The sequence below is a fragment of the Nostoc sp. genome (assembly GCF_041747015.1).
Classification (GTDB): Bacteria; Cyanobacteriota; Cyanobacteriia; order Cyanobacteriales; family Nostocaceae; genus Nostoc.
In genome coordinates this window covers 1-13,244 of the sequence record NZ_JBGTFY010000224.1, presented here as the reverse complement: position 1 = coordinate 13,244, position 13,244 = coordinate 1, and the positions used below count along the sequence as shown (strand labels likewise).

The window sequence follows — 13,244 nt, the reverse complement described above, 5'->3', positions numbered from 1 at the left end:
ATTAAGTGTGAAACAACCTAGTTATGTAAAAAAAATAACTAGTCCGACGCGTTAGTGAACTAGTTTTTAAAGAAATCCTCTTCTCATGCCATGAGTATTATTACTCATCCACAAATAGTAAAAACTGCAAAAGTATAGTATTCTACAGAAAAATACGACTATACCGCTCCAATTACAGTAAATAAAAAAAGGATTTTATTTCTGATCGTTACTTGGGTAACAATTATATTAACTACTATTTATTTAATTGCTACTAAGCGATCGCTAAATACCTCTATTTTGCCAGATTCAATTGATTTGAATAATTGGCAGCTAGTAAAAGTTAAATCTGAGAATGGTCAAAAACTTAATACTCCAACAGATATTAATGCAGCGATAGTGCGATCGGGAAAAGATTATAGCTATCTCAGAAATGACCAGCACCTAGAGTTACAGATGCGCTATCTCATGAATACTAGAGGCGAACCAAATCCTTTTTTAGAGCAGATAAATACAAATCTGGCTAAAGATAATCAGAAAAATATTAGATACGTAAAAGGAACTGGCTACTATCTGCTGTACAGCGATAGTAAACAAGCTTATCTGACAGCCTGTATCAATCCGCGTGGAGGTAGTACCGTTACCTCGGCTCAATTTATGCAAAATAGATATACTTATGACTTGACTTGGAGTCGTGTATTACCTTGGATTTTTGGTAAAGAAATTCTCAGGGATAACCGTTGTATCTGGACACAGTTATCTGTTCCGTTAAATGAAGTAGCCGATTCTAAAGTTTACCCAGTTTTAGAATCATTTTGGACTAATAATTACGCTACATGGCAATCTCTGTTTCTGAATGTAAATTAAAAAGTTGGTAACAACTTAGGAATTAGATTTCTTTTTTTCACATAACCTTAAATTGGGTGATATTTGAGGACTGGTGCTTGAGTTTTAAAAATTAGTAAGCTAACTAGGCGTACAAAAATATTTACAGTCATTGCAAGCGATCGCGGAGCGTCTTGTAGAGAAGCGATCGCAATGACATTGTATAATTGATTCTGTCCGATTACTTATTAATAATTATTAGTCTGAATTACACTATAAATTCTGATTTTCGGTCTTTGAAGTAGATTATGATAGCTATTTATTAACTTCAGCCTAATTAAATTTAAAAATAACTTACTAAAAAAATATTTATTTTATAAATTTATGTATATTTTCTAATATCTAATTATAGTTATTTTCTAAAGTTACGTATATTTCCTGATATCTAACTAGGGTCATTTTCTAAAGTTACGTATATTTCCTGATATCTAATTAATGTATTTTTAAATATAAATGAAGTTGCTATAGGACTCCGAGTTGATTTTTTAAATCAACGTGAAGAAGCCACTACCTTGATGAGTAAGATCCGAGTTTCTAATGGGTGTAAGCTACCATTTAAAGTTATCTATCAGTAAAAAGTAGTTAATTTTAAACACAGCAAAAACATATTTAAGTTAGATGTTGAAAACACTAAATCATCGCATCATTCATTTGTCTAAATATTATCCTCCAGACAGAGGCGGTATTGAAACACACGTTCAAACTCTGGCTCGAACTCAAGCTGCTTTGGGTGCAGAAGTTCATGTACTTTGTGTAAATGCTTTTGATAAGTACGGACGTTTGTCTACTAAAACTCAGACCGTTAATGAAGTAGATTGTGATGTGAAAATTACACGTCTCGGTCGCTCTTTCTCATTTGCACGATTTGATTTCTGCCCTGAAATTTTTAGCACCCTCTGCCGATTGCTTGATGAACCGAATACCTTAGTTCATCTTCATACTCCTAATCCAACAATGCTTATAGCTTTAAGTATGCTACCGAGGCGTTTACCTTTGGTAATTACGCACCATAGCGATATTATTAAGCAAAAAATTTTAAAGTATGGATTACGGCCTTTTGAATATTTAGTTTACAGTCAAACATCAAGAGTCTTGACCACTAGTCATCAGTATATTCAAGGTTCAAAGTTCTTACATTTTTATCAAGACAAATTGAGTATTCTTCCTCTTGGGATAGACTTTTCAAATTATATTAAACCTAATACAATAGCAGTTGATTTTAAGAATTATTTAAAAGAAAAATATGGAGAAACAATTTGGCTAGTAGTTGGAAGACTTGTTTATTATAAAGCACTGCATATAGCAATTGAAGCTTTAACTTTGGTGTCAGGAACACTGATTATAGTTGGCGTTGGGCCTCTAGAACAAAAATTGAAAACTCTAGCAAAAAAGCTAGGAGTAGATAACCGTATTGTCTGGTTAGGTCATATAAATGAGCATGAGCTTGTAGGTGCTTATCATGCTGCTACATCTCTTTGGTTTCCTTCTAATGTACGTAGTGAGGGATTTGGTCTAGTTCAAGTTGAAGCTATGGCAAGTGGTTGTCCTGTAATTAATGCCAATATTCCTTGTAGTGGTGTTCCTTGGGTTAGCCGACATGAACAAGAAGGACTGACTGTACCAATTAATGATTCGGTTGCTTTAGCTCAAGCAGCAAAACGTCTGCTTTATGAACCTGCTTTGCATCATCGGTTGGCAACGGCAAGCCGCAAACGATCTGAGTATTTTAATCACATAACTATGGCTAAACAAAGTTTTGAATTCTATAAAAAAGTTTTGAGTCAAGAGTGGAACTATACGGGTATACCAAAACCAGTCAATTTGTTATGAAACTTTTGCATATTTATGCGGGAAACTTATTTGGCGGGATAGAAACACTATTGGTAACTCTGGAAAAAGAGCGAAATTTGTGTATGCAGATGCAGCCTCATTTCGCTTTATGCTTTGAGGGTCGATTAGCAAATGAATTGCGAAGCTTGGATGCAAATGTTCATCTACTTGGTAATGTGCGGATTAGTCGGCCTTGGACGATATGGAAAGCTAGATTGCAACTCCAGCAATTATTGAGGCGAGAACAATTTGATGTTGTGATTTGTCATTCTTGCTGGCCACAAGCGATTTTTGGGCCAGTTATCAGGTCTAACCATTTACCACTTATCTTTTGGTGTCATGATGTGCCGAATGGTAAGCATCCTTTAGAGCGTTGGGCTAAAAGGGTTATACCAGACTTGGTAATTGCTAATAGTCTTTATACCCAGGCTGCTGTGCCAAAACTCTATCCTAAAGTTAATAGCAATACTCTTTATTTGCCAGTAGCCTATGCTGATATTGGTAATGATTCTTCAATTCGCCACGCTGTGAGAGCCGAACTCAACACGCCAGATGATGCAATAGTAATTATTCAGGCATCTCGTTTAGAGAGGTGGAAGGGGCAAAGTATGCTACTCTCCACTTTAGCACAATTGCGCGATTTATCAGGTTGGAACTGCTGGATAGTTGGAGGAGTGCAACGCCCTCATGAAGCTCAATATCTGCAAGAACTGGAGGTGCAAGCACAACAACTCGGTATTGATGATCGCGTGCTATTTTTAGGACAACGCAATGATGTACCCCGTTTGTTGGCTGCTGCTGACATTCACTGTCAACCTAATACTGGTGCAGAACCATTTGGAATTGCTTTTGTAGAAGCACTTTATGCAGGCTTACCGATAGTGACAACAGCCATAGGGGGAGCGGTAGAAATTGTTGATGATTCCTGTGGACGTTTGGTTGCAGCCAATAATATTGATGCTTTGAGTCAGGTTTTAAGAATACTGATTTCTAATCCTAGTGAAAGAGTATCTCTAGCATCTGGAGGCAAAGCACGGGCTGAATATCTTTGTAATCCGCAAAGGCAAATAACTCAACTTTACAATCTTCTATCTACTTTGCAGAAAGCGGAAGTCATTGTTTGATAGTATCAACCGCATACTAATTTAATTGGATTTCCGTTTTAGAGCATTTTTACCAGAGTATGTTGAAGTAAATTTTATGAATTTAAGCAGATGGAAGAAAGCAATATTACATATTGGTCGCATTACTGAAATTTGGAAGGCTATCATATTTACAAAATCGTGGTGGGGGTTGACTCGTAGATATCTTCAACTGGGCAATATTGAATATCCATTAATTACTATGAGGCTGTAGCATGATTTTATCTGATGAAAAAAAACAAACAATATCAATGGATGTGGAAAACAGGGCATTACAAAGCCTGGGTGGCAGTAGTGAACCTGTTTACCAAATGGTAGCTATAACAGTGAAGAAATTACATCCCGGATGTGGTGTATTAGTAGATGTTGGTTGTGGTAACGGCAAGCTCTGGTCATTTGTGAGCGATCGCTTCGACTATTATGTTGGTGTAGATGCTGTACGTTATGCTGATTTACCGATACATACAGAATTTATTCCTTTTAATTTGGATGTCGGTAAAGCACCTTTGCCAGATGACTGTGCTGATGTAGTCTGTGCGGTTGAAATTATTGAACACTTAGAAAACCCACGGGCTTTTATCCGCGAATTGGTCAGGTTAACCAAGCCAGGAGGATTGGTGATTGTCACTACTCCCAATCAGTTAAGCTTGCTCAGTAAGTTGACTTTAATACTAAAAAATCAGTTCAACGCTTTTCAGGAAGCGCCTGGTCTTTATCCAACGCACATAACCGCATTGTTGGAAATCGATTTAATCCGCATATTTACGGAGTGCAGTTTAACTAAACTTCAAATAGAATATAGCCGTCGTGGTCGTATGCCCTTTACACCGTGGCACTGGCCTAAAAGTTTAAGTATTCACGGAGGCGCATTCAGCGATAATATTCTTTGCGTAGGGCAAAAACTGAAGATTTACAAGTAATTTGTATACCAAGTAAAGATATTTTGTATGAGAACAAATTATAGAAAAAAATGGCTACGTGATTTTTTAGTCCGGTCGGACTATTGGCGTTATTTACTATGGAGGTTATCTTGTAGAAGTCAGCAAATTACATTAAAGTTACAAAATAAGAAGAAAATCGTAATCCGTCCTTTACCTACAACTGACTTAGCAACAGCTTATGAAATATTTGTAGATGAAGCTTATCAAAAGCCGATGCAAGTTCCAGAAATTTTACCGTCATTGATTGTTGATATTGGTGCTAACGTTGGCTATTCTATTATTGACTTTAACTACAAATATCCAAATGCTAATTTGGTTGCATTTGAGCCACATCCAGCACATTTGCTGATGATCCATCGGCATTTAGAAATTAATTCATTGTTAAATAAAGTTCAAGTTGTAGAAGAGGCTGTTTCTAATTGCAACTCTGAAATGTTTCTAACAAATCAAGAGAACGAATCTAAAGTTGTAGGAATCAATGAAAAAGATTACTTACCAATAAAGGTTTGTGATTTTTTTACATGGATTGGAACGAAAACAATTGATTTGCTCAAAATGGATATTGAAGGTTCTGAATATGCGATTCTAAATGATAAACGTTTTGAAACAATTAATATTTATACTATTGTTTTGGAATGGCATAATACAGAAGAAATTCCTAATGGTCATCAATGGTGTTCAGATCGGTTAACTGCTCTAGGTTATAAAGTTACAGATGGTAAACTTAAGTATGTTAATGCAGGAATTATCTGGGCATGGAAGAACTAAATAGACAGACACTATTAAATATCGATTTTTGTAAATAGGTTTAAAAATTAGAAAAATAAAAGCTTTTACGACATTTTCATGAATTTGTGACTTAAGTATATTTTGTTAAACCAGAAAAACTTGACTTGCAATTAAGAATTTCAAAACTAACTAATTAACTAAAACTTAAATTCTTAGTTTTAATCTGAGATAGCTTTTTAACAAAATGACAATTCAAAAATTATATTTCATAAATTCCACCTTTCCTCCGCAAATATCGGGAGTTGGCGATCATACTGCCCATCTGGCATCAGAGTTAGCAAAAATACTTGAAATTAAGGTTTTAGTGGCATTTGGGGAAGTAGACACTTTTCCACAATTCAAAGTAGAACAGATATTTAGCTATGTGAAACCTCAGAGTTTTTTTTCAATAATTAATTTTATTCTTTCAGATAAACCTGATTGGGTTATCCTTCAATATGACCCGTTTAGTTATGGCACAACTTATGGTTTAAATCCATATATACCTCTGGCAATAAACATACTCAAGCGGCTATGTCCGCAAGTTAGAATAGGAGTTATTGTACATGAGTCGTTTATACAAGTTCGTAACTGGAAAACAGCAGCATTATCGAAATGTTTAAACATCCAATTGTGGCTACTTAGCTGTCCTGCGGATGCGATTTTTACTGTTATAGAACCTTGGGTTCCTATACTTACTAGTTGGTTTCCAAATAAAATTATTCAACATCTGCCAGTAAGTTCCAATATTCCCCAAATATCTGTATATAGAAATGAAGTTCGTGAGACCTTAGGTATCTCACCGCAAACAATAGTTCTTGGGCTGTTTGGACGTATTCAAAGAGTATATAGTTTCGAGATGATTATCAAGGCTGTAAATCAAACTATTGAAGCTGGGTTTGATGTTGTAGTTTTGTATATTGGCCTCGATCCATCTGGAGCCAAAACTTATCTAAGCAATCTCCCTCTTCTAGCTGACGGTCCATTATCGCCTGAAGAAGTTTCGCGTCGCTTTAACGCAATGGATATTTATCTAGTGCCAATTGACGAAGGAGTATCAACAAGACGTACCTCTCTTATGACTGGTCTTCAGCATGGAATACCAACTGTGACCACATTTGGTCCAGCTACAGATAATATGCTGATGCGGGAGCATGGAAAAGCACTTTTTTTAGCCGATGTCAAAGCACCTGATGATTTTGCTAAAGCAGTGTTAGAGTTAGCGTCAAATCCTTTACAGCGAAAATTGCTTTCTGATGGGGCAAAAGAATTATTTTCTCGTGAGTTTGCCTGGTGTCACATCAGTTCAAAGTTGTTGACTACACTGGAATCTTTTTAAATAGAAAGAGACATTTAATGACTTTCAAAACAACACAGTCTTTATTCAATTCCATTCCCATAGCAGCACAACTAAACTGGACATGGGCACACACTTTTATCCTGTTACAATTTAGCCTTCAAATATTATTACTGTTCCCAGAAATCGGTGTTTTCCGTGTGCCGATGCGGATTGCCTCCTTTGCCTTGGGTCTGTTTTTATTAGCACGGCTACGCCCAAAAGGTTCTCAACATCCTGCTACTAATCCAGCAATTGTAGTATTAGGAATCATGCTGTTAGAGCTGTGCCTACACCCCCACATTAATTCAATGACGGCAGGGGTGGCTCAATGTGCTATGTATCTTGCTATTCTCAGTCCTCTGTTTTGGGTCAGAAATTTAAAAATTACACAGATTGGTTTTCAAAGCTTAATGTTTTTGATGTGGAGCTTTCATACCCTGAGTGCCAGTGTTGGAGTTTTACAGGTATATTTTCCTGGGAAATTTCAATTATCACTATCTACAACTATTCAGAACAGTACTTATGGAGGAGATAACTTATTAATTACTTTAGCTAATGGCCAACAGGTCTACAGACCAATGGGCTTAACTGATATACCTGGAGGAGCAGCAATAGCAGGTTTTTATGCTTTTTTATTCGGTGTGGCGATCGCACTCAAATACAAAAACCCAATTTTACGGATTGTCGGCATAGGTAGCGCTGCCATTGGTCTATTTTGCATTTACCTAACTCAAGTTCGTTCTGTTTTGGTATTAGCTGCTGTTTCTATGGTCTTTTTAGCAGTGGTGTTGGTAAGGACGGGTCAAATTGCGCGTTTAACGGCGATGGTTTCAGGTGTGACAGCCCTATTTGTAGCCACATTTTGGTGGGCGATCGCAATTGGCGGGAATTCAACTTTGCAAAGGTTTTCTAGCTTGTTTGTTAGTTCTCCTGAAAAGGTTTACTATCAAAATCGGGGTATTTTTTTGCAGAATACTATTGAAACGCTGCTACCTCAGTATCCTTTGGGGGCAGGTTTAGGGCGTTGGGGAATAATAAACAGTTATTTTGGCGATAATACTGACCTAGTGTCCCAACCGCTTTGGGCAGAAATCCAGTGGACAGGATGGCTGCTTGATGGGGGAGTCCCACTAATATTTGCTTATGTTGCTGCACTTTATTTAGCATGTCAGACTGCTTGGAAAATTGCTATCAATCGCCAATTAGGTGACTTTGCACTCTGGGGCGGGTTGATTTTTGCTTACGACATTGGGGCTATGGCAATTACTTTTAACTATCCTCTGTTTATGAGTCAGGGTGGAATGGAGTTTTGGTTATTAAATGCCGTGTTGTTTGCGGCTGCTAGCAATAGCAAAATTGTGGATAACAAATTATTAAAAACTGTTCGGCTATAAATTATTAGTGCCGATATAGCGTTTATTAATCACATGAGGTACATCATAGCCCCCTCCTCGCTTGCGGGGAGGGGGTTGGGGGTGGGGTTCTTGTACCTCACTCAACTGAGAACCGCCATAACATATTGATGCCTTTATGAAGTCTTATCTGCTGGTAACAGGTGATTTTGTCAGAACGGGTGGGATGGACAGAGCTAATTTTGCTTTGGCTGACTACCTAGCAAGACAAGGGCAACAGGTACATCTAGTAGCTCATCGAGTAGCGAGTGAGTTGTTAGCTTATCCCAATGTTAAATTTCATCAGGTGCCAAAAGTAGCCCAGTCTTATCTACTTAGCAATCCTTTGCTCAATTGGGTAGGACGCTTTCAAGCGCATCGTCTTGCTGTGGATGGGGCTAGGGTGCTGGTTAATGGAGGTAACTGCCAATGGGGAGATGTTAATTGGGTGCATTACGTTCATGCAGCTTATCAACCTGAGTATCAAGTAGGGTTACTGCGTCAGTTCAAGGGGTCGGTTTCTCGTCGAATGTTTCTAACCGCAGAACAACTTGCCCTAAAATCAGCGCGGATAATTTTGGTCAATTCAGATAGAACAAAACAACATTTGATCGAGAAATTAAGCATTCCCCAGCAGCGGCTTTATAGAATCTACTATGGCATTGACCCGCAAATCTTTTATCCAGCAACCCCTCAACAACGAACTGAATTGCGTTATCAGTTAGGGTGGCCGCAAGACAAACCGATTGTAGTATTTATTGGTGCTTTAGGCGATCGCCGCAAAGGATTCGATACACTTTTTGCAGCTTGGCAACAGTTGTGTGCATCCCCAGACTGGGATGCTAACTTGGTAGTGATTGGGGTTGGTGCAGAACTAGCACTATGGCAACGTCGTGCAGAAATAGCAGGTATTTCCAGCATTCAGTTCTTAGGTTTTCGTTCTGATGTCCCAGATTTGTTGCGGGCGGCAGATTGCTTGGTTGCTCCGACTCGCTATGAAGCTTATGGTTTAGGAGTACATGAAGCCTTATGTTGTGGCTTACCAGCTATAGTTAGTGCTAATTCTGGGGTGGCCGAACGCTATCCGCACCAGCTAAGTAACTTGTTATTGACTGACCCCGAAGATGCGGTAGATTTAGAGGCAAGACTTCGCCAATGGCGCAAAGATACCTACCACTATAACAAGATGGTAAAGTCCCTTTCAGAAAAGTTGCGAGACTATACTTGGGACGATATGGCAAAGAGCATTTTGGAAAAATTTGAGCAGGATGTAAAGTTATGAAATTTGCACAAAGATTCTTAAAACTCTGTCCATAATCATTATCACTATAAAAAAGCTAGAACAATAATGGAAGAGTAAATTCTATATCTTGCTCAAACATTGCACAAGGGTAAAAGCTGGCAAGCTACTTTTCAAAGAATTGGTCAAGATGCCAGTCGAGTAAATTTGCTAGAGTGAATACACCAGGATTTTTCAGTCAAATCTCTGAATTACGCCAGCAGACGAGGCTACCCATGCTTACAAGTACGCTACTTCTCTCGAATCAACTTCCCACCCTCCAATATTCCTCTACACTAGAGCGTTTCGATGAAACCTGGGAAGCCCCCCTGGCTACCCTCTTGGGACTAGGACGCGCCGCTGGTGCTGACTTCATCGAATTATTTTTAGAACGTCGCAACTATATTAGTTGTCTTGCAGAAGATGACTCCATCACTAGTATTTCACCCAGTCTATCTACAGGCGCGGGAGTCAGAGTGTTTCGCGGTAAAGCCGACTGCTACGTTAGCACCAATGACCTTTCATTTTCCGGTTTGAAAGCAGCCTTAGAAAAAGGTCTTTCTATCCTGGGATTGCAACTACCCACTCCTAAAGCTTTCATCCCAGAAATCAACCTGGAATTACTGAGAGATTACGCTACCAAAAGAGGCAAAGATTCATGGCTACCAGTGTGTAGCTCCATCCGAGAAATGGGAGAACTCCTTCTTGATGGTACTGCCCACCTGAAGCAAAAAGCTAGCCACATCCAATCGCGCCGCGCTACTTATTTCCGGGATTGGCAAGAAATTTTAATCGCTGCCAGTGATGGGACTTTTGCCCGTGACATTCGTCTCACCCAATCAGTAGGATTTAACCTTTTATGTGCTGATGGTGCTAATCGTACCTCAATTGGCGATCGCGCTGGTAACACTAGCGATGCCAACTTCTTAAGAACCTGGGATTCTCAACAAGCCGCCGAGAAAATAGCAGAATCTGCTGGAAAAATGCTCTACGCAGATTACGTGGAATCAGGTACTTACCCCATCATTATGGCCAATCACTTTGGTGGCGTAATCTTCCATGAAGCCTGTGGACACCTGCTAGAAACCACTCAAATTGAACGCAATACCTCTCCCTTTGCTGACAAAAAAGGCGAAAAAATTGCCCACGAAAGTTTGACAGCCTGGGATGAAGGACGCTCTGAAAATGCCTTCGGCACTATTGACATGGATGATGAAGGTATGCCTGCTCAAAGAACCTTATTAATTGAAAAAGGCGTTCTCAAAAACTTCTTAGCAGATAGAACCGGTTCTTTACGCACCGGACACCCTAGAACTGGAAGTGGACGCCGCCAAAACTATACCTTTGCCGCTGCTAGCCGGATGCGTAATACTTATATTGATTCTGGCGAATACACCATTGATGAATTATTTGCCTCTATTGATAAAGGTATTTACTGTAAAAAGATGGGTGGTGGTAGCGTTGGTGCTACAGGTCAATTTAACTTTAGTGTTGATGAAGCTTATTTGATTGAAAATGGCCAAATCACCAAACCGTTAAAGGGCGCAATTCTTATCGGTGAAGCCAAGGAAATTATGAATAAAATTTCTATGTGTTCTCAGGATTTGGAAATTGCACCAGGTTTTTGTGGCTCGGTGAGTGGGAGTATTTACACCACAGTAGGACAACCCCATATCAAGGTTGATTCTATTACCGTAGGTGGACGATAACCTCGTCAAATTGTCTACTCGTTCCCAGGTTCTACCTGGAAACGCCTTCTTTGTGGCTCTGCCACTTATTTTATCTAAGAGTCAGAAGCACTCCAATATTACACTCCCAGGCTGAACCAGGGAGCAAGAAAATCCCAAATCCAAAATTGACTATGCCGAATATCAATGAAATTGCAAATTCTGCCAAGGACAATGCTAATAAGCTTGGTATTAAGAAATTTGACATTTATGGCTCAACAGTAGATGATACCAGCGTGCAAGTAGACCAAGGTGAGCCAAAACAAGTCAAAGCCTCAAATCGCTCTGGTGTTACTGTTCGTGTATGGAACGAAGATAATACAATGGGTGTCACCAGCACCACAGATGTAGATGCGAAGGGACTGGAATTAGCTTTGAAAACTGCCTATGAAGCAAGTTTCTTTGGGGTTAAGGAAAATGTTCCTGATTTTAGTCCAGAAGCTACTGTTCCTATTGCAAATAAACCTCAGGATAAGGCATCCCAAGCACCCATTGCTGAACTCATAGAAAGATTGTTGATAGCTGAAAAAGAATTATTGGCAGCTCATCCAGCAATTAAAGGTGTACCTTACAATGGATTATCGCAAAGAGATATTGACAGGTTTTATCTAAATAGCGACGGTGCAGTGAGAACTGAATCTCACTCTTTAGCATCAGTTTACCTTTACAGCAAAACTGAGGAAGAAGGAAAAAAACCTCGCGGTGCAAGCGCTTTTAGAATTAACCAAAGTTTAAATAAACTAGACATCAATGGTTGCATCAAAGAAACCGCCGATAAAACTATCAGCCACTTGAATTATGAAAAAATCAAAACTGGGAAATATCGAGTTGTTTTCTCAGCGGAAGCTTTCTTAAGTCTGTTGGGTAGTTTTTCTAACTTGTTCAATGCCCAAAGTATTTTGGACAATCAAAGCCTATCTACTGCTGATGATTTAGGGAAGCAAATTGCTTCCTCTTTGCTATCAGTTTTTGATGATGCACTGCACCCAGCTAACGTTGGTGCAGAAACTTTTGATGGTGAAGGAACTCCCACCCGTCAGATTTCGCTGATTGAAAATGGTGTTTTAACAAGCTTTCTCCACAGCGCAGGCACTGCTAAAAGGTTAAATACCCAGCCAACAGGTAATGCCAGTATTGGGGCAAAAGTCAGCGTTAGTCCCAATTTTTATCACGTTTTTACAACAGCAACTCCTGAGGAAGAGTTGAGCTTAGACACTGCTGAAAATGTGATTTTTATCGATGATTTACAAGCTCTCCATGCAGGAGTTAAATCCTTGCAAGGTTCGTTTTCTTTGCCGTTTGATGGTTGGTTAGTTAATAAGGGTGTCAAAACGAGTATTGAGTCAGCAACAGTTGCTGGCGATTTCTTAGAACTCTTAAAATCAATTATTTATGTAGAAAAAGAGGTGGAGTTAACGCCAGGGGGAGTTTGCCCGAAAATCTGGGTTAATGAATTGTCGATTACCGGGGAATAAAACTTAGGAATTGCAGAGTTAGGAGTTGAATATAACTCTTAACTCATCCTTTTGAAATTATGACTTTCCATTAGTATTCATCACCAACGCTAATGGCAGTTATATAGGAAGTACTCTCGGAATTCAACAAAGCCATTTGCCAAAAATATAAGCTTTTGGTTGTATTAAGCTTCTTGAGAAAGAATCAAATTCAATATATTCAACTCATTAGAACTTAAAATATATTTGCCTGTAAAAATTTTTTGCCTAACTTCTTCCAGGCTATAACTTCTAAAAACAACAAAAGGAAAATCTTGATATTTGTGACCAATAGGTAGAATATTACCAACAGGATATAGCAAGCGGATATATATAGGGCTTGCTGAATAAGTCTCCAGAGCGAATCTAGAAGCCACACAGCTTACAAAATAGTAGTTTCGTCGCTTAGTTTCCCAATTTGCCCGGCGCTCGCCGACGAAAGTGCAAGGTTTTTGAACCTCTGGATGCTA

General features: G+C 38.9%; 10 protein-coding genes and 1 pseudogene. 10 read left to right on the top strand and 1 reads right to left on the bottom strand.

The window, feature by feature from the left end; translation table 11 throughout:
- The first annotated feature begins 279 nt into the window (after positions 1-279).
- From ACEW80_RS18010 to ACEW80_RS17965, 10 genes are all read left to right on the top strand, one after another.
- Positions 280-846, top strand: a complete 567-nt coding sequence (locus ACEW80_RS18010; protein ID WP_373527907.1) for a cyanoexosortase A system-associated protein — start codon at positions 280-282, stop codon at positions 844-846.
- Between the two features lie 636 nt (positions 847-1,482).
- Positions 1,483-2,694 carry a glycosyltransferase gene (locus ACEW80_RS18005; protein WP_373527906.1) on the top strand — a complete coding sequence of 404 codons (1,212 nt, stop codon included), beginning with the start codon at positions 1,483-1,485 and terminating at the stop codon, positions 2,692-2,694.
- Positions 2,691-3,818, top strand: a complete 1,128-nt coding sequence (locus ACEW80_RS18000) for a glycosyltransferase (protein ID WP_373527905.1) — start codon at positions 2,691-2,693, stop codon at positions 3,816-3,818. Before ACEW80_RS18005 ends, ACEW80_RS18000 begins: the two co-directional genes overlap by 4 nt.
- Positions 3,819-4,051: 233 nt before the next feature.
- Positions 4,052-4,756, top strand: a complete 705-nt coding sequence (locus ACEW80_RS17995) for a class I SAM-dependent methyltransferase (RefSeq protein WP_373527904.1) — start codon at positions 4,052-4,054, stop codon at positions 4,754-4,756.
- A gap of 27 nt (positions 4,757-4,783) precedes the next feature.
- On the top strand, positions 4,784-5,545 hold the full coding sequence (locus ACEW80_RS17990) for an FkbM family methyltransferase (RefSeq protein WP_373527903.1): 762 nt from the start codon (positions 4,784-4,786) through the stop codon (positions 5,543-5,545).
- A 205-nt stretch (positions 5,546-5,750) separates the two neighbouring features.
- Complete coding sequence (locus ACEW80_RS17985; RefSeq protein ID WP_373527902.1) at positions 5,751-6,884, top strand: glycosyltransferase family 4 protein; 1,134 nt, start codon at positions 5,751-5,753, stop codon at positions 6,882-6,884.
- Between the two features lie 17 nt (positions 6,885-6,901).
- Positions 6,902-8,278, top strand: a complete 1,377-nt coding sequence (locus ACEW80_RS17980; RefSeq protein WP_373527901.1) for a hypothetical protein — start codon at positions 6,902-6,904, stop codon at positions 8,276-8,278.
- Positions 8,279-8,414: 136 nt separating this feature from the next.
- The gene (locus tag ACEW80_RS17975; protein ID WP_373527900.1) at positions 8,415-9,557 is read left to right on the top strand and encodes a glycosyltransferase family 4 protein; all 1,143 of its coding nucleotides are present in this window, start codon (positions 8,415-8,417) and stop codon (positions 9,555-9,557) included.
- Between the two features lie 233 nt (positions 9,558-9,790).
- A complete protein-coding gene (locus ACEW80_RS17970) occupies positions 9,791-11,263 on the top strand; it encodes a TldD/PmbA family protein (protein WP_373527908.1) in 1,473 nt (490 codons plus the stop codon).
- Between the two features lie 152 nt (positions 11,264-11,415).
- Complete coding sequence (locus tag ACEW80_RS17965; RefSeq protein WP_373527899.1) at positions 11,416-12,756, top strand: TldD/PmbA family protein; 1,341 nt, start codon at positions 11,416-11,418, stop codon at positions 12,754-12,756.
- A gap of 164 nt (positions 12,757-12,920) precedes the next feature.
- On the opposite strand, the pseudogene ACEW80_RS17960 reads toward ACEW80_RS17965, so the two are convergent.
- A pseudogene (locus ACEW80_RS17960) lies at positions 12,921-13,106 on the bottom strand (hypothetical protein); the annotation flags it as partial.
- Positions 13,107-13,244 lie beyond the last annotated feature (138 nt).

What these genes read in the sequence shown, in the direction of transcription:
- ACEW80_RS17975 (WP_373527900.1), top strand. Translation starts at nt 8,415, where the DNA reads ATGAAGTCTTATCTGCTGGTAACAGGTGATTTTGTCAGAACGGGTGGG.
- ACEW80_RS17990 (WP_373527903.1), top strand. Translation starts at nt 4,784, where the DNA reads ATGAGAACAAATTATAGAAAAAAATGGCTACGTGATTTTTTAGTCCGG.
- ACEW80_RS17980 (WP_373527901.1), top strand. Translation starts at nt 6,902, where the DNA reads ATGACTTTCAAAACAACACAGTCTTTATTCAATTCCATTCCCATAGCA.
- ACEW80_RS18005 (WP_373527906.1), top strand. Translation starts at nt 1,483, where the DNA reads ATGTTGAAAACACTAAATCATCGCATCATTCATTTGTCTAAATATTAT.
- ACEW80_RS18000 (WP_373527905.1), top strand. Translation starts at nt 2,691, where the DNA reads ATGAAACTTTTGCATATTTATGCGGGAAACTTATTTGGCGGGATAGAA.
- ACEW80_RS17965 (WP_373527899.1), top strand. Translation starts at nt 11,416, where the DNA reads ATGCCGAATATCAATGAAATTGCAAATTCTGCCAAGGACAATGCTAAT.
- ACEW80_RS17985 (WP_373527902.1), top strand. Translation starts at nt 5,751, where the DNA reads ATGACAATTCAAAAATTATATTTCATAAATTCCACCTTTCCTCCGCAA.
- ACEW80_RS17970 (WP_373527908.1), top strand. Translation starts at nt 9,791, where the DNA reads ATGCTTACAAGTACGCTACTTCTCTCGAATCAACTTCCCACCCTCCAA.
- ACEW80_RS17995 (WP_373527904.1), top strand. Translation starts at nt 4,052, where the DNA reads ATGATTTTATCTGATGAAAAAAAACAAACAATATCAATGGATGTGGAA.